Genomic DNA, 16838 nt, shown 5'->3' on the forward strand with positions numbered 1-16838 from the left:
CGTTGGCGGCAGCGGGCGATCGGGTTAGATCGCGTAGAATCGAGTGTATTGGAGGATAGCGATGGGACATGTGATCGTCACAGGGGGACTGGGCGGATTGGGGCGCGCGGTCGTGACGACCTTGAAGTCCCGGGGGCATCGCGTGGTTGCAGTCGATATCGCATCGGGCGAGAGTGACGCGGACCGCGTCATCGCAGGTGTTGATCTTGCCGATGAAACGGCGGTGGCGGCAGCGTTCTCCGAGGCGGCGGGTGCGTTGGGCGAGATCGATGCGTTGATCAATGTCGCCGGCGGTTTCACCTGGGAGCCGGTGGAAACCGGGTCGATGGCAAGCTGGGACGCGATGTATCGCATCAACCTGCGCACCGCGGCAATCAGCTCGCGGGCGGTGCTGCCTCACCTGAAATCAGGTGCGATCGTGAATGTCGGCGCGGCGGCATCCGCCGCGCCAGGCATGGGCATGGCGCCCTATGCGGCCTCGAAGGCAGGCGTCATGGCGCTGACCGAGAGCCTTGCCGAAGAGCTTCGGGACAGGGGCATTCGCGTTAACGCAATTCTGCCGACCATCCTCGATACGCCGGCCAACCGCAAGGACATGCCCGACGCCGATCCGGCGGGCTGGGTGAGTCTCGAAAGCGCGGCGGCGGTGGTGGCATTCCTGGTCTCGCAGGATGCCGCAGCGATCACCGGGACTGGTATCAAGCTTTCACTCGGTACAGCGGGCGTCTAGATTCCACATCATGACGCGTGCTGATGCTCTCTTTCGATCCTCGTCGCCGCACGCGTTGGGCCGCAAGGGGCGCGAGACGCGTCAGCGCCTGGTCGACGCGGCCGCATTGTTGCTCACTTCGACCTCGCCGATAGATCTCACCGCGATGGCGATCGCCGCCGAGGCCGGAACCGCATCGGCAACATTCTACGTCTATTTTCGCGATGTGCAGGATATTCTCTATGCGCTCAGCGAGGCGGCGACCGAAGACATGCTGGCAGCATTTTCGAAGCTCGACATCTTCCGCAGCAACGCGCGGGTCGCGGAAGACAGCGAGGCATTCCTGAAGATGCTTGCCGAGCAATGGGAGCGGCACAATGCGGTGCTCTATTATCGTATGATGGAGGCGGACCGGGGGGATCCAAGGTTCACCAAGTTACGCGGCCGATGGGCGGAAGCGGTGCTCAGCCGCTTTTGGGAGTTGTTGAAGCGGGCGCCGCATCTGGAGCCCCCGCTGGATGAAACCGATGCCTATGCCGAGAGCATCGTGCTATTCGCATCGATTGAACGGCTCGCTGCTGCGGTGCACCGGGAACCCCGGCTGACTATATCGGCGCAGCGTATCCGCGCCGCGCAGGCGCGCATATTGACCCGCATGATCGCTCCGCAAGGTTAGGAAGGGGCCGGCTCGCCGGCCCCTGCGCTTCAGAGACCGATCGCCTTGCGGGTCAGACTGGTCTTGAGCCGCGCCCCCTCGGCCGACAGCGTCGAGATGGGCACGCGATACACCTTCATCTGCGCGGTGAAGGTAACGAAGCCGCCCGCATCATTCACTTCATAGACCTTGCCCAGCACGCGGCCGTCGGCGTCGATGATCGTTTGGTTCTTCTTTACGGCAATCGTAGCCGCGGGCGCGGCCTGCGCTGCCAATGCTTGCACCGGCGCGGCGAAGAGGAGTGCCGCGCACATGCACGTCAGATAGGGTTTCATGGTTTGATCGGTCTCCAAGCCTGTCCGCGGACAGCACGAACAACTCGCACTTGCCGCGATGCAGCATGGCTTGCAATCGTATTCTTGATGGATTGTCAGAATTAACGAGTAGGCTGTCTGTTCTTGCTTTGGGAAGGGCGTCGAGCGGGAAGCGGGATCATCGCGACCGAACATGATCGCTCTTGTTCGCTATAATGTTCGGCCTCGATCGTCATCGGCCCGCAAATGAAGACGGCGGACCGCAAGGCCCGCCGTCTCGTCATGACAATCGTCAGTCGGGTGTCAGAATTTCAGCTTGGCCTGAACACCATAGGTGCGCGGTTCGTTGTAGAACAGTGACGCATACCCGGCTGAAGTCGCGGTATTGGCACCACCGACCGCATAGACTTCATTGAACAGGTTGCGGGCGAAGACGCCCAGCGTCAGCGGGGTTCCGCCGACATCGGTCCAGTCCAGCCGCGCGCCAACCAACGCATAGGCACCTTGGCTCAACTGTTTGTCGTTCTTGAAGGGGCTGAAATAGGTCCGGCTCGCCCGATAGACATCGGCATTGAACGTCAGGCCGCCAATATCCGGGCCGAGAGAGGTTTCATAGCTGACATTGCCGCCCAGGGTGAGCGCCGGCGCATAGGGGAACGCTGTGTCCTCGGGCTTGGCGGGGAAGGCGTTTCGCGATGCAAGGACTGCCGGGGTTCCGGTATCCAGATATTTCGCATCATTGTAGCTGATAAAGCCGCCGAATGTGAGGCCGCGTGTCGGCGTGATCGTCGCGTCGATGTCGAAGCCCTGCACCCGCGCCTTGCCGGCATTGATGATGATCGTACCGGCCGATGGGTCGTTATTGGGATTACCGTCGCCATCGAAATTGTTGTTGGTTCCGTTAACGCCTCGCTGCGATCCGTTGTACGTGCCTCGGAAGACATCGATGTTGAACGTGCCGCGCACGCCGCCGGCAGACCAGCGCGCCTTCATGCCGATCTCGGCATCGACGACCGTCTCGGGTTCATAGGTCTGGAACGGGGTCAGGATCCCGCCAAGAACCGGCGTATTGACGCCGCCTGCGCGATAGCCGCGGCGAACGGTAGCATAGAGGAAGATGCTCTCCGTCGCCTGATAGTTGACGCCCAGGTTCCAGGTCCACGCCGCGGAATCCGCGACGGCTTGTGTCCCCTTCACCGTCACGGGCGCGCCGTTCACCGTGAGCGTTCCGCCGTTCCGGCACTGATCGAGCGATGCGACAGGCGTGCCGGGAACATACGGATTGTTCGCGCTATAGCCAGTCGCGCACGACGTGGTCTTGTCCCATGTGTGACGGACACCCGCATCGATCTTGAAGCCGCCGCCCAGGTTGAAACTGGCTTGTCCGAACAGCGCTTTGCTTTCCTGCGTACGGTAGCTCAGCACAAGCGAAGCCGGCAGGCGGGGCGTGAAGGGAGCGACGATCAGACCGGTGCGGCCGCTGGGCTTTGATTTGAGATAGAATGCGCCGAAGATGGTATCGAGCCGGTCCTCGAGGAAGCTTCCCTGGACCTGGAACTCCTCGCTGAACTGGCTGAAATCCTGAAGATTCTCAGCCGTTGTCAGCCCCATCTCGGTGCCGTCGGTATCGGTCATGCTGTAGTGATAGGCGGTTCGATAGCCCAGAATGTTCTTCAGCGTGATGTTGCCGAGGTTGAGCGTGGTCGTGTTCGACAAGCCCTGAAGCTGAACATTCTGGAAGACGCGCGGAGCGGTGAAGTTCTTGCGAACCCCCGCCGCCTGTTGCCGCGCGAGCGCGAGATCGACATCGCAGGAGGCCGAGGTGCCGCAATCGAAGAAAGTGTTGAAACCGGGAAAGCGCGGCGTGATCGTTCCGGGATAAAGATAGGTCAGGACGGCAGCGTCGCCCTGCCGCTCCCAGCGGATGTTGTCATAGACAGTAGTGTTCTGGAAATCGCCGAGTTCGATCAGCAGCGACACGCGGAACGACGTGTCGTTGATGTCATTCAGATCCTGCCCGGTGACCTGGGATATCGTGTGTCCGTCGCGCTTGTTGCGCTGGCCGGCGACGCGGATCGCAACCTTGTCCTGGACGATCGGCACATTGAGCGCGCCTTCGACAACGATCGCGTTGTAATTGCCATAGCTGGCCGACAGATAGCCGCCGAGTTCGTGCGACGGCGCCGTGGGATAGACCAGCACCGCGCCGGAGGTCGAGTTGCGGCCGAACAGGGTACCCTGCGGCCCTTTCAGAACCTGGACCGACGAAAGATCGTAGGTCGGGATGACACTGGCCACATAAGGAAGCGGCACATCGGCAAAATAGGTAAGAACCGGCTGCGCGGCATCGCCGATATTCGAGCGGCTCTGCGCACGGATCACGATCTGCGGGTTGGCGCTGCCGCCCGAGCGGCCATAGGTGAGACCAGGCGTCGCCTGGGTCAGCTGATCGATCGAGGTGATCGAACGCTCGGCCAGCATTGAGCTGTCGAATGCGGTGACGGCAACCGGAACGCGCGACAGGGCTTCCTCGCGGCGGCGGGCCGTCACGACGATTTCTGCCGCGCCGGCGTCGTCCTGTGCGGCCGGCGCGCCCGGATTCGCAGCCGTTTGCCCGGCCGTTTGGGCCGGCAATGCCGCGCCGGCCACAGGCTCGTCCGCGGCGAAGGAAGGCGTGGAGATCAATGCGGCGATTGCACTTGCGGTCAGCAAGGCGCGCTTGGAAACAGGCTTCATATCCCCTCCCTCGGGTCCATCATGGCCGTATCTGGTCCGGCTCTTGAGTAACATACAGCATGTCGGTTCTTAGGCCATGCGGCGGACGGTTTCAGCACATTCCTGTTGATGAACCGTCAGAAATCGCTGTGGCTACTCGTCCGCCACGGTGGTTCGCCGCATGTCGCGACGGTAAAGATCGTCCCGAAACGGGGTGGCGCGGTGCATCGTGCAGCGATTGTCCCACATCACCAGATCGCCATCGCGCCAGACATGGCGATGGACGAAAGGCGCACTGGTCGCATGCGCGGTAAGCGCGTCGAGCAGCGCGCGACTCTCACCTTCCGGCCAATCAACGATCCGTTCGGCATGCGAAGCCAGATAGAGGGCGTCGCGGCCCGAGGGATGGCGCCGCACCAACGGATGCTCCGCGCCCGGCAGGTTGCGTGCTTCTTCCTCGCTCAGGGTCGGAGCGCCTGCCAGGCGACGGGACCGGTCGAGCGAATGGTGGACGATGAGCGTTGCGATCCGGTCTCGGGTGGATTGATCGAGCGCATCATAGGCCGCGCGCATATCCGCGAATTCGGTATCACCGCCTTCAGGTGGAAGCGTCCGCGCTGCCAGGAATGTGTAGCGCCCCGGCGGATTCCGGAACGAGCTGTCGGTATGCCACAGCCGTGCGGGCTTCTGGAGCAGCCTGCGCCGGTCGTCCGCGGCCAGCCTCTGTCCCGCTTCATCGACATTCGAGATGTCGCTGAGTTCGTCGCGTTTCAGGCGTCGTTCGGTGTCCTTGCGATGAACCGTGATCGAATGCTGGAGCGGGCCGAACAACGCGCTGAACGCGATCTGCGCATCGTCATCCATCGCCTGCTGATCGCGAAAGACCAGCACGGCATGTTCGTCGATCGCCCGCTGCAGGACCGCAACCTGATCGTCGTGCAACGATTGCGAAAGGTCGAGGTCCACCACCTCGCCGAAAAACTGGGGATGAAGCCGGTTGATTCTCATTTGGCACCTATTTCGATGACGATTTTTCCGGTTGCCGACCGTTCGGCCAATGCCGCGAGCCCCTCGGCGGCGCGCTCGAGCGGCAGGCGCCGGGAAATATGCGGACGGATCGCTCCGGCAGCGTGCAGCGCGACAATTTCCGACAGATATTCGTTCCGCCTGTCCGGGTTCCGGCGGGTGAAATCGCCGTAGAAGACCCCGACGAACGACGCGCCCTTGAGCAGCAGCAGATTGAGAGGAGGCGTCGGAATCCCCGCGGTGAAACCGACGATCAGATGTCGTCCTTGCCACCCGATGCTTCGCACAGCGGCTTCGCTGAGCGGGCCGCCGACGGGATCTAGGATCACGTCGATCGGTCCCTCGGCTTTCAGGGCGTCCGTGAACGCGCGCTGGCTGTCGCGACCCGACAGATCCGCCGGGTAGACAATCGTTGCATCCGCACCCTGATCACGCGCGAGCGCCGCCTTTTCGGGCGAGGACGTAGCCGCGACGACGCGCGCGCCAAATGCCTTGCCAAGCTGGATCGCCGCGACGCCGACGCCGCCGGTCGCACCCAGTATGAGCAGCGTTTCTCCGGGACGAAGCGCTGCCCGGTCGCGCAGTGCATAATGGCTGGTCGCGAAGGTGACGATCAGGGCGGCGGCTTCATCGAATGGCATGCCCGCCGGGATTGCGATGCAATTCACTTCGGGAACGATGAACTGGGTCGCAAGGCCGCCCCATGCTGCCGTGCCGATGACCCGCTCGCCGACACGAAAGCGGGTAACGCCGCTGCCGACCGCCCGCACCACGCCTGCGACTTCCGACCCCGGTGCGAAGGGGCGCGGCGGGCGAATCTGGTAGAGGTCCTGGATGAGCAGGATGTCGGGGTAGTTGAGCGCGGCGGCATGCACATCGATCAGCACTTCGCCAGGGCCGGGGGCGATGTCGGGCCTTTCCTCAAGCACGAGCGTTTCCGGCCCGCCGGGGAGGTGACTGAGCAGCGCCCGCATCATATACCGCCCCCAACCGCGATATCGGCACCGGTGGTGTAGGAAGCGGCGTCGGATGCCAGGTACAAGGCGACGCCGACGATCTCGTCGGGCTGTCCGAACCGCTTCATCGGGATGCCTGCCTCCATCGCCGCGGTATTCACCCAGTGCCGCGCGATGTCGGTTGCGAACATACCCGGCGAAATCGTGTTGACGCGCACCGTCGGGGCAAACTCGCGTGCGAGGCCCAAGGTCATCGCATTGAGCGCGGCCTTGGCGCCGGCATAGGGGATGATGCCCGGTTGCGGGTTCTTCGCGCCCAGCGACGAGACGTTGATGATCGATCCGCCGCCGGCCTCGCGCATTCGCGTGCCGAGCAGCGCGGCGAGACGGAACGGCCCCTTGAAGTTCACTGCGATGATCTTGTCGAACAGCGCTTCGCTGGTGGCCAAGCTGCTGGGTTCGACCGGGGACATGCCCGCATTGTTGACGAGTATATCGACCCGTCCCCATTCGCTCCAGGCCGCGTCGGCGAGCGTCTCCATCTGGCTCCATTCACCGGCATGCGCGGCGAGGGGGAGTGCGCGCCGGCCGAGCGCACGGACCTCCGCCGCGACTGCCTGGCATGAGTCGAGTTTGCGGCTGGCGATGACGATGTCCGCCCCTTCGCGAGCGAAGGCGAGGACCATCTCGCGACCCATTCCGCGACTGCCGCCCGTGACGAGCGCAATCTTGCCTTGGAGACGGCCGGTCATGGTCTCGCGCCACGGTTGCGAGGCATTGCGTGGTTCATCCAACTCTCCTTGGCTGGACAATCGTCCAGCCAACTGCCACCTGTCCATTGTCATGGACCAGCGATCACATATGCATTGGACAAGGGGCCGCCGGTGAGCCTCGAGCGGCCGGTCACCCGGCAGGAGCAGCGGCGCCTCACGCGTCGCCGTATCGCCGACGCTGCGCGCCAGTGTTTCTACGAGCATGGTGTCGCCGAGACTTCGATCGACCAGATTGCGCGGGTGGCGGGGGTCGGGCGGGCGACCCTCTATCTTCACTTCGCGAACAAGGACGCGATCCTGCGTGAGTTGCTCGCCGCCAATATGCGCGGCGTACGACTGATCTTCCGCGAGCTGTGCGATGCACCGCTTGTCGATGTTGCCGCCGCCCGGCATTGGCTGAGCGAATATGTCGCTGCGCTCAAGCGGCATCGGGATGCGATGCCGCTGTTTCACCTCGGCCTGGCGAGTGATGCGGACGCGCGCGCCTTGTTGCGCGAGCACCGCGCCCTCGTGTCGACGACGCTTGCCGAGCGGTTTCCGGCCCTGGCGACGTTCGACGCGCGCGATCGCGCGCGGCTTGCTCTCACGCTCGCCCGGATCGACCAGTTCGCCAGCACAGCGGCGGAAGACGACGCCGCGATCGATGTGGAAGCCGGGCTGGATCTGGTTTCGGAGGAGCTTGCCGCGCTGCTGGACGATCAGCCCGCATAGGCGGCCAGCGAACCGCCTTCCGATGCGAGCTTGAGCAATAGCGCTGCAGGCTCGACCCCCATTCGGCGAAGTCCGTCCACGACATGGGTCAGCCCGATCGCGTCGGCATGGAACATGGGTCCGCCCGTCTGCGCGGGCCAGCCATAGCCGGTGATCCATACCAGATCGATGTCGGACCCACGTAGCGCGATCCCTTCCTCCAGGATCTTTGCGCCCTCATTGATCATCGGCAGCAACAGCCGATCGAGGATTTCCCTGTCGGAAATGTGGATTGATCCGGGAGCTACGCTTGCGAGGTCGGCGATCACATCGAGTGTCGTCTGCGAAGGCCAGGGCGTCTTGTTCTCATAGTCATAGTAGCCAGCGCCGCTCTTCTGTCCCTTGCGGCCAGCTGCGACGAGGCGCGATTTGACGCTGTCCGTGTCGCCCTCCCAGCCGATATCGAGTCCGGCAAGATCCAGCATCGCGAACGGCCCCATCGGAAAGCCGAACCCGGTCAATACCCGGTCGATGTCCCAGGGCAGTACCCCCGCCAGCACCATCGCATCGGCATGGATCTGGCGCGCCGCCAGCATCCGGTTGCCGATAAATCCGAAACAGACGCCGGAGACGACCGCCGCCTTGCCGAGCTTCTTGGCCAGGGCCATCACGCTCGCAAGCACCGCTTCGCTGGTCTTTGCGGCTCGCACCACCTCGAGCAGCCGCATGACGTTGGCCGGGGAGAAGAAATGCATCCCGAGCACGCGCTCGGGCCCGACCGCACTGGCGGCGATGGCGTCGACATCGAGGAACGAGGTATTGGTCGCGAGAATCGTGTCGGGCCGAACGATAGCGGAGAGCGTGCCGAACAAGGCCTGCTTCGCCGCCAGATTCTCGAAGATCGCCTCGACCACCAGATCGGCGTCCGCGAGCGCCGGTAGATCGAGCGTCGGGGTCAGCGCCGCGATCTGTGCCTCCGCCTTGTCTGCCGCGAGCTTGCCGCGCTCAACCCGCGATTGCAGCGTCGCCGTGATATGCGCCACACCCCGGTCCAGTGCTGTCTGCTGCGTCTCCACGATCGTCACTGCGAATCCGGCGGCAAGGAACGCCATCGCGATGCCGCTCCCCATCGTACCGGCGCCGACGATGCCGACCTTGGTGACGGGGATCAGCGGCAAGTCGGCGCGCAATCCGGGTATCTTCTGCGCAGCGCGTTCGGCCATGAAGACATGGCGGAGCGCGGCCGATTGCGGACCGGCCAGCAGTGTCTGGAATTCGGTACGCTCGATCGCGAGACCCTTTTCCCATGGACCCGCGACCGCTGCCTCGACGCAGCGGACGATTGCCTGCGGGGCGTCTAGACCATTTAGTTGCTTTGCGTGCGATGTGCGGAACCGGTCGAACAGGCTTGCATCCTCGCGATCTGCAGCCACCTTGGCCTCGGAATCCCGTATCCGTTTGGGCGGCTCCCCTGCATCGACCAATTCCTTCGCAAAGGCGATCGCGTCCTCGCGCAACGCGCCTTCGGCCGCCAGCCGGTCGATCAGCCCGATGGTCAACGCTTCCTTCGCGCCGACCTGCCGTCCACTGATCAGCAGGTCCAGCGCGGCCTCCGCGCCGGTGATGCGCGGCAGGCGCTGTGTACCGCCGCCGCCGGGTAGCAGGCCCAGATTGACTTCAGGCAGACCCATCCGCGCCGATGGGACCGCGATGCGGTAGTGAAAGGTCAGCGCAGTTTCCATGCCGCCGCCAAGCGCCGTGCCATGCAGCGCCGCCACGGTCGGCTTGGGGCTGTTCTCGATACTGTCCTGCAACGCGAAGAAATCGACTTTGGGCTGAACCTTGCCCAGCGATTTGAGGTCGGCGCCAGCAATGAAGGTACGGCCCGCGCAGATCAGCACGATCGCTTTCGCCGCATCGTCGCTCAGCGCGGCCATCAGCGCGTCGTATAGGCCGTCCATCAGGGCGGGAGACATTGCGTTGACGGGAGGAAAGTCCAGCGTGACGATGGCAACGCCATCCTCGATGGTGAGTGAGGTACCCTCATTGATTGCAGTCATTGCATGCTCCGTCAGCGGCTGGGCTGGATCTGGTCGAACGGCACCGCCTTGTCGGGGCGATAATCCTGGGGAAGACCAAGCAGCCTTTCGGCGATGGTGTTGAGCAGCATTTCGTCCGCGCCGCCCGCGATGCGCAGCGTGGGAACGGTCAGCCAGCTATGCGCCCAGTCGTCCTTGGGAAAGGCATGCGGATCGAGTTCTGCGCCCATCGCACCCTTCAGATCCATCGCGGCTGCTGACAGCCGCTGCCGCAAGCGCATCGACACCAGCTTGTGGATCGATCCTTCGGCACCCGGCTCGGCTCCTTCCTGCAGCGCCATGAACGTCTTGGTGCGGATCGCGACCAGCGCGCGTTGCTGGCGGAACGCATTGGCGATCTCCCGGCGGGTGCGTCCGTCCTCGATCGCGGGCTTGCCGTCGATCGTCGTTGCCTTGGCCAGCGAAACGAATGAATCGAGCGCAGGGCCGAACCCGGCCTCGTCCGCGGCCGAATAGCGTTCGATCATTAGCGTATCGATCGCAACGCCGAAGCCGCCGCCGACCGGTCCGAGCCGTTGGCTGTCGGGAATGCGAACCTCGTCGAAGAACACCTCGTTCACATCCTCCTCGCCATTGGCGAGGCGAATGGGGCGAACGGTGATGCCCGGCGTCTTCATGTCGAGCCAGAAATAGGTCAGGCCCTTATGCTTCGCGACGGTCGGATCGGTTCGGGTGACGATCACGCCATAATCGGAATATTGCGCCCAACTCGTCCACAATTTCTGTCCGTTGAGAACCCAGTCGTCGCCGTCGCGAACGGCGCGCAACCGGATGCCTGCAAGATCAGACCCCGCAGCGGGCTCGGAAAAGAGCTGGCACCAGATTTCCTCGCCCTTCAGCGCGGGATGCGCAAAACGCTGGCGCAGATCTTCGGAGGCATATTTCAGCATGACCGGGATCGGCTGGCCGAGCGAGATGCCGAAATAGCTGGTGCCGAAATTGAACTTGGCCTCTTCCTCGGCGAAGATTGCCTGCTCAAGTTCGCTCAGGCCGGCGCCGCCATAGATTTTCGGCCAGGAGATGCCGGCATAGCCGGCATCATATTTGGTGCGCTGCCAGCGACGGGCAAGGGCAAGGTCGTCGGCTTCGCTCAAGCCGCGGCGCGCTTCTACGCCGAACTCTGCGGCATGACCGGCAAGCCAGGTGCGGACCTGGCTGCGAAAGGCATTCAGATCGGACATTATGCGGCCTCCAGATAGCTGGCGATGCGGTCTTCCCAATAAGTCGCGCCGCCCGCCTCCAGCGCGAGGCTGCGTGCACGGCGATAGTGGAGGTGGGGCTCGGCCTCCCAGGTCACGCCGATACCGCCATGGACCTGGGTGGTTGCTGCAGCGGCATAGTCATAGCCATGGTTCGCGTTCAGCCGTGCCGCCGCGACATAGGCTTCGGCATCATCATCGCCATTTTCGAGCCGCACCGCCGCATCGAGAACCGACGCGCGCGCCAGTTCGTTCGCGACATAGATTTCCGAGATGGCGTGCTTCACCGCCTGGAACTTACCGATCGCCTGACCGAATGCCTGACGCTGATTGGCATAGTCCGCGGCCATTTTCAGGCAAGCTTCGATGCCGCCGACCCCCTCCGATGCGAGGTGCAGCGCGAGCCGCGCGAGGCATTGCCGGGCGACCAGCGCTGCGTCGTTCAACGGCAGCACCGTTGCGGTTGCGCCGTCGAATGACAAGGCGGCGAGGCAGCGGCTGTTGTCGATGCTGGGGATGGCAGCGCGGGTCACGCCGGCGCTGTTGAGGTCGATCAGCGCGATCGCCGGGACGCCGCCCGCGTCGCGGCACAGGATCAGTGCCATATCGGCAACGGCGCCGCCCAGAACCGCGGTCTTCTCACCGGCAACGCGGCCGTCGGGCCCGATTGTCACGGCAGGGTCGAGGGGGAGCGGCTCGTTTCCTTCGCTGAAGGCAAGGGCCACGATCTTCTGGCCGCCGGCAAGCGCGCCAAGCAATTCGGGCTCGTCCCCGAGCTTGAGCGCGTGCGCCGCGGCGAAGCCGGTTGCCAGAAACGGTGCGCCTGCCAGCACCCGCCCCGTTTCTTCGGCCACGATCATGGTCTCGACCAGCGAGAGCCCCAAACCGCCATCGGCCTCGGCGACATTCATGGCGGTCCAGCCCATGTCGCGCGCCGTTTGCCAATAGCCTTCATCATATTGGCCGCTGGTCTCGAGCAACCTGCGTAGCGTCGCGGGATCGGCCGTGCCGGACAGGGTGCGACGTACTTCTTCGCGGATCTGGTTCTGCTCGTCGGAATAGAGATAGGGCATGGTCGTTCATCCACTCCTTTGCATCTGTCCCTGATCCATTGGAGGGCGGCGCGTAAAGGGCTGGCGCGTGCTCGCGCCAAGTATCCGATATGTGCTGCGCAACGCGTTGACCTTTGGACCTCCGGCGCGCCAAGCCCGTGGGGAAGGAGAAGGGCGATGTTTGCAGAGGGGTTGTTGCGGAATTCCCGTATCCTTGTCACCGGCGGGGGCAGTGGCCTGGGCAAGGAGATCGCGCGGGCCTGTGTCGCGCTCGGCGCAACCGTCTATCTGTGCGGCCGCCGTTCCTCGGTGCTCGAGGAAGCCGCGGCGGAACTGGGGACGGGCGCGATCCCGATCGTGTGCGACATCAAGTCGTCCGAGGCGATCGAGGCGATGCTCGATACGATCTGGGCCAGCGGTCCGCTTACCGGACTCGTCAATAACGCCGCCGGAAATTTCCTTGCCCGGACGGAGGACCTGTCGATGCGCGGGTTCGATGCCATCGCCGACATCGTGTTCAAGGGCACGTTCCAGATGACGCAAGCCTGTGGCAAACGGTGGCTCGCCGGAGGAACCAAGGGATCGGTCGTGTCGATCCTGGCGACCTGGGTGTGGAACGGATCCCCCTTCGCGGTGCCCTCGGCCATGTCGAAGGCCGGGGTTCATGTCATGACGCAAAGCCTGGCAGTGGAATGGGGCGGGCGCGGCATCCGGCTCAATGCGATCTGCCCCGGCCCGTTCGAGACCGAAGGGGCCAGCGCGCGCCTCAATCCCACGGGCGACAGCCGCTTCGGCTGGAACCCGATGGGGCGCCACGGCACGCCGCAGGAACTGGGCAATCTGGCCATATTCCTGCTCGCGCCGGGCGCCGAGTTCATCAATGGGCAGACCATCGCGATCGACGGGGCCGCCTGGCAAGGCACGGGACAGAATTTCTCGGCATTGACCGAGTGGAGCGACGCGCAATGGGCGGACGCCAAGGCTGCTGCCCGCGGGATCGACGCGCGCGACAAGGCCGCGCGCGGCTGATCATTCAGGCTGCCGGGCCATGGTCCGGATATCGGCCCAAGGTCCCGAGCAGCAGCGCGGAGAGACCGGCCAGGGGAATGACGATCCACAGAAACAAGTCATAGGCCCCGGTGGCGTCGCGAATCGTTCCCGCGATCCACGGTCCCAGCCCGACGCCTGCGAGCAGCGCGGACGTGATCCAGCCGAACAGGCTGCCGAAGCTGCGCATCCCGAAATAGCGCGTGGAGAGATAGATGACCGAATCATATTCGCCACCGATACACAGGCCGAGAAACGCGATGGCGACGATCGCCATCGGAACCGAGCCAGGGAAAGCGAGCAGCAGCGCTGCGGCGATGATCGGCAACGCAACGCTGATGGCGCCGACCGGCGGACCGGGCAGCCGGTCCAGCATGAACCCCACCCCCAGCCGTCCGATGATCGAGAAGATGCCGGCGATCCCGGCGGCATAGGTCGCGTTCGCGCGGCTCAGCCCCATTTCCGACAATAACGGCACGAGATGAAAGACAAAGCCGACGATCACGCCAGTGATGATGATCGCCGTAAGCAGGAGCTGCCAGAATTGCCGCGTGCGGACGCCTTCGCGCAGCGTGTACCCGGTCACGGCATCGGAAATCTTCTTGCCGCTGCCATCCCGTTCGAAGCGCGCGTCGTGAAAGAAGAACCAGAGCACGGGGACGACGACCAAGGCAAAACCGGTGCCTAGTGCAAGATATGCGCCTCGCCAGCCCAAACCGTCGATCAGCAGCCGGGTGATCGTCGGCAGGCATGCCTGCGCGAGGCCAGTGCCCGACAGCATGACCGCCAGCGCCAGCCCGCGCCCGGCCGAGAAATGCGACGATACCGCGGTCGACCATATCGTCGGCTTCAGGAAAAGCGTGGCGACCCCGAACACGGCCCACAGCGCCCACCAGCTGTAGATCGAGGGACCCGCAAGCGACAGCGAGGCGGTAGTGGCACAGACCATGATCGTGCCGGGGATCGCCATCCGCCGCGCACCCCATCGGTCGATGAAAATCCCGAACAGGGGCGACAACGCTACGCCAAGCAGCGCGGGCGCCATCAGCGCCGCCGATATGTCCGCGCGCGACCAGCCGAACTCGGCTTCGAGCGGGGCCACGAACACGCCGGTCGCATAGATCTGAACACTGCCCAGCGCGACGCCGCAACAGGCTGCGACGACCAGCGCCCAGCCGGTTCGCCATTCAGCAAGCGTTTGACCGCGCGAGGGTTCAGGCGCTGACGGGTGATGCATCGATACGCTCCAGTTCGAGCCGGATTTCGGCATGACGGGCCGCGGTTAGCGGATAACGAAAGGCGACCCAGGCAGCCGCGCAGCACAAGAGGATCGGCAGGCCGATATAGAGGATCTGCAGGCCCATCATTGCCGACGCGGCGTTGGTGGCGCCGGGCGCGGGGTTGAATGCGAACAGCGACAGCGCCCAGAACATCAGGCCGACGGACACGGCTTGGCCGATCTTCCAGACCCCGATCAGCAGCGCGTAGAGCAAACCGGTCCGTTCCTGCCGCGTACGAAGCCGCTCCTTGTCGCTGACATCGGCGATCATTGCGCGGGGCAGCAACGACGAGCCGCCATAGGCGATGCCGACGATGCCCTGGGCCAGCAACAGCAGGACAAGCTGTCCGGCCGGTACCGCCCAGATCGCCACCTGACCGGCCGCATAGACCAGCGCGGCGACGGCCAGCGCGTGATGCTTGCCGATCGCAATGGCCAGCCGCGACCAGAGCGGCGTCAAGGCCATGCCGGCGATGGCATGAACGATGAACAACAGACCCAGATCGGCCGCGTCCAGCCCCTTGGTCCGCGTGAAGTAGAACAGCGCCAGCGTCGATGTCGCGCCGCCGGTAATTCCGAGTAATGCCTCACAGGCAAGCAGGCGCTGAACGGTGCGGTTGCGCATCATCTCCAAATAGTCGCGCAGTCCGCCGCCCTGGCGTTCTGCCACCACGGGACGTTCGCGGACCAGCGCCAGCGTGATGCTGACCATCACGGGCGCAAGAACGATCACCAGCCAGGCCATCGCTGCCATGCTTGCCGCCTGCCCGGTAATGCCGGCCATGCCGACAAGCTTGGGCATGAGCATCGCCCCGATCATGCCGATCGAGAAGGCGATCTGCCACCAGCCATAGATGCGGGAGCGTTCATGATAGTCTGGTGAGACATTGGCGGCGAGGGCGAGCTGCGCCAGCGTCATGATCGACCACCCGGCATAGGCTATCAGCAGCCAGCCGGTGAGGTAGAGCGGACCGACACCCGGTCGCGCCATGAACAGCATGCCCATTGAGAGCATGATGATGGGCGCGGCGATGGCCAGCCACGGGCGATAGCGCCCGAACCGGGTCTTCATTCGGTCCATCACCCCGCCGATAAACGGATCGAACCCGATATCGAGCAGGCGGACGACCATGAACACCGTGCCGACCATCGCGAGGTCCAGCCCGAGCGTCCCGGAATAATAAGCAGGGAGATAGATGACCAAAGGAAGGCTGAGCGCTGCCAGCGGAATGCTGGGCCCGGCAAGCGCGAGCATCACATGGCGGGGCAAATGTTTGGGCGTTTCGGTCATAGGATCGCCTGCGCGCGCGCATCGGACTCGAACCGCGCGATGAAGTTTTGGGGGTAGGGGATTGCCGGCGCCGACACCGTATCGAGCGCGGTGCGCTCGGCGGCGGTCAGCTCCAGATCGGTGGCGGCGAGGTTGGTGTCGAACTGTTCTTCAGAACTGAACCCGATGATGGCGGTTGCAACGGCGGGCCGTTCCAGTACCCAGGCAAGTGCGACCGCAGCAACTGGCACCCCACGCGCATCGGCGATCTGCTTCAGCACATCGACGATGCGGTGACCCTGCTCCCGGTCGAAGGGCAGCAGGTCCATCGAAGCCAGGCGGCCATTCTGTCCCCCGGGATCATCGCGCGTGTATTTGCCGGAGAGGAACCCGCTCGATAGCGGACTCCACACCATCGTCCCGATCCCCGCGTCCAGCGCCAGCGGCACATATTCCTGCTCGATGTCGCGGGCGATGAGTGAATAATACATCTGCCCGGTCACGAACCGGGCCAGCCCGTTCGCCTGTTGCATCGCGATTGCCTTGGCGGCGAGCCAGGCTGGCCAGTTGGAGAACCCGATATAGCGCGCCTTGCCCGCGCGAACCACGGCATCGAGCGCGGTGAGCGTCTCGTGCAGCGGGGTCAGCGGATCGGGGCGGTGGCAGATAAAGACATCGACCCAGTCGGTCCCGATGCGCGACAGGCTGGCATCGATCGATCCATGGATATGCCGGGCGGAGAGGCCGGCATTCTGCAGGCCCTGATCCATCCTCATGCCGACCTTGGTCGCGATCACCGCTTCGCCGCGCCGCTTGCCGAGCGCCCGCCCGAACAGCGTCTCTGACTCGCCTCGATGATAGACGTCGGCGGTGTCGAAGAAATTGAGTCCGGAGTCGAGTGCGCGATTGACGAGCGTTGTGCACGCGCGCGCGTCAATTGCGGCCAAAGGCCCCTTCCACGCGGAGCCGAGGGTCATCGTCCCGAAGGCGAGCTTTGAAACCAGCAGCCCGCTGTCGCCGAGCCTTGAATAACGCATCCGCTTCTCCCGATCGG

At 64.2% G+C, this 16838-nt stretch carries 15 protein-coding genes; 4 read left to right on the forward strand and 11 right to left on the reverse strand.

The features are described from left to right. Positions 1 to 61 precede the first annotated feature (61 nt). Positions 62 to 730: an SDR family NAD(P)-dependent oxidoreductase gene (locus KYX69_RS14345; RefSeq protein ID WP_126003412.1), complete on the forward strand. Its 669-nt coding sequence runs from the start codon at positions 62 to 64 to the stop codon at positions 728 to 730. A gap of 10 nt (positions 731 to 740) precedes the next feature. Beyond that, positions 741 to 1385 carry a TetR/AcrR family transcriptional regulator gene (locus KYX69_RS14350; protein ID WP_164523207.1) on the forward strand — a complete coding sequence of 215 codons (645 nt, stop codon included), beginning with the start codon at positions 741 to 743 and terminating at the stop codon, positions 1383 to 1385. A 29-nt stretch (positions 1386 to 1414) separates the two neighbouring features. Here the strand turns inward: KYX69_RS14350 and KYX69_RS14355 are convergent, their stop codons facing one another. The 5 genes from KYX69_RS14355 to KYX69_RS14375 all read right to left on the reverse strand — a co-directional run bounded on the left by KYX69_RS14355 (position 1415) and on the right by KYX69_RS14375 (position 7127). Then, positions 1415 to 1699: a hypothetical protein gene (locus tag KYX69_RS14355; RefSeq protein ID WP_164523208.1), complete on the reverse strand. Its 285-nt coding sequence runs from the start codon at positions 1697 to 1699 to the stop codon at positions 1415 to 1417. Positions 1700 to 1981: 282 nt separating this feature from the next. Then, entirely contained in the window at positions 1982 to 4414 is a 2433-nt protein-coding gene (locus KYX69_RS14360) for a TonB-dependent receptor (protein ID WP_300498486.1), read from the reverse strand. A 132-nt stretch (positions 4415 to 4546) separates the two neighbouring features. Continuing rightward, complete coding sequence (locus KYX69_RS14365) at positions 4547 to 5401, reverse strand: TauD/TfdA family dioxygenase (RefSeq protein WP_300498488.1); 855 nt, start codon at positions 5399 to 5401, stop codon at positions 4547 to 4549. After that, positions 5398 to 6393, reverse strand: a complete 996-nt coding sequence (locus KYX69_RS14370; RefSeq protein ID WP_126003630.1) for an NADPH:quinone oxidoreductase family protein — start codon at positions 6391 to 6393, stop codon at positions 5398 to 5400. The genes KYX69_RS14365 and KYX69_RS14370 overlap by 4 nt, the downstream gene beginning before the upstream one ends. Then, a complete protein-coding gene (locus KYX69_RS14375) occupies positions 6393 to 7127 on the reverse strand; it encodes an SDR family NAD(P)-dependent oxidoreductase (RefSeq protein ID WP_300498491.1) in 735 nt (244 codons plus the stop codon). Before KYX69_RS14375 ends, KYX69_RS14370 begins: the two co-directional genes overlap by 1 nt. Before the next feature lie 132 nt (positions 7128 to 7259). Between KYX69_RS14375 and KYX69_RS14380 the strand changes: the two genes are divergently transcribed. Beyond that, entirely contained in the window at positions 7260 to 7859 is a 600-nt protein-coding gene (locus KYX69_RS14380; RefSeq protein ID WP_164523210.1) for a TetR/AcrR family transcriptional regulator, read from the forward strand. On the opposite strand, the gene KYX69_RS14385 is transcribed toward KYX69_RS14380, so the two are convergent. The 3 genes from KYX69_RS14385 to KYX69_RS14395 are packed head-to-tail and all read right to left on the reverse strand — an operon-like array spanning position 7847 to position 12209. Continuing rightward, the gene (locus KYX69_RS14385; RefSeq protein WP_300498493.1) at positions 7847 to 9898 is read right to left on the reverse strand and encodes a 3-hydroxyacyl-CoA dehydrogenase NAD-binding domain-containing protein; all 2052 of its coding nucleotides are present in this window, start codon (positions 9896 to 9898) and stop codon (positions 7847 to 7849) included. The genes KYX69_RS14380 and KYX69_RS14385 overlap by 13 nt on opposite strands. 11 nt (positions 9899 to 9909) lie before the next feature. Continuing rightward, positions 9910 to 11118 (reverse strand): acyl-CoA dehydrogenase family protein, encoded by a 1209-nt coding sequence (locus KYX69_RS14390; RefSeq protein ID WP_126003420.1) that lies wholly within the window; start codon positions 11116 to 11118, stop codon positions 9910 to 9912. Further along, positions 11118 to 12209 (reverse strand): acyl-CoA dehydrogenase family protein, encoded by a 1092-nt coding sequence (locus KYX69_RS14395; protein WP_300498495.1) that lies wholly within the window; start codon positions 12207 to 12209, stop codon positions 11118 to 11120. Before KYX69_RS14395 ends, KYX69_RS14390 begins: the two co-directional genes overlap by 1 nt. Positions 12210 to 12365: 156 nt before the next feature. On the opposite strand from KYX69_RS14395, the gene KYX69_RS14400 reads away from it, so the two are divergent. Beyond that, positions 12366 to 13217 (forward strand): SDR family oxidoreductase, encoded by an 852-nt coding sequence (locus tag KYX69_RS14400; protein WP_126003422.1) that lies wholly within the window; start codon positions 12366 to 12368, stop codon positions 13215 to 13217. Between the two features lie 4 nt (positions 13218 to 13221). On the opposite strand, the gene KYX69_RS14405 is transcribed toward KYX69_RS14400, so the two are convergent. From KYX69_RS14405 to KYX69_RS14415, 3 genes are read right to left on the reverse strand one after another with little or no spacing between them, the layout of a single operon-like run. Further along, positions 13222 to 14472 (reverse strand): MFS transporter, encoded by a 1251-nt coding sequence (locus tag KYX69_RS14405; protein ID WP_164523211.1) that lies wholly within the window; start codon positions 14470 to 14472, stop codon positions 13222 to 13224. Further along, positions 14450 to 15805, reverse strand: a complete 1356-nt coding sequence (locus KYX69_RS14410) for an MFS transporter (protein WP_300498498.1) — start codon at positions 15803 to 15805, stop codon at positions 14450 to 14452. Before KYX69_RS14410 ends, KYX69_RS14405 begins: the two co-directional genes overlap by 23 nt. Beyond that, positions 15802 to 16821: an aldo/keto reductase gene (locus tag KYX69_RS14415; RefSeq protein WP_126003425.1), complete on the reverse strand. Its 1020-nt coding sequence runs from the start codon at positions 16819 to 16821 to the stop codon at positions 15802 to 15804. The genes KYX69_RS14410 and KYX69_RS14415 overlap by 4 nt, the downstream gene beginning before the upstream one ends. Positions 16822 to 16838 lie beyond the last annotated feature (17 nt).

This window comes from Sphingomonas sp., from assembly GCF_030145815.1.
GTDB lineage: Bacteria > Pseudomonadota > Alphaproteobacteria > Sphingomonadales > Sphingomonadaceae > Sphingomonas.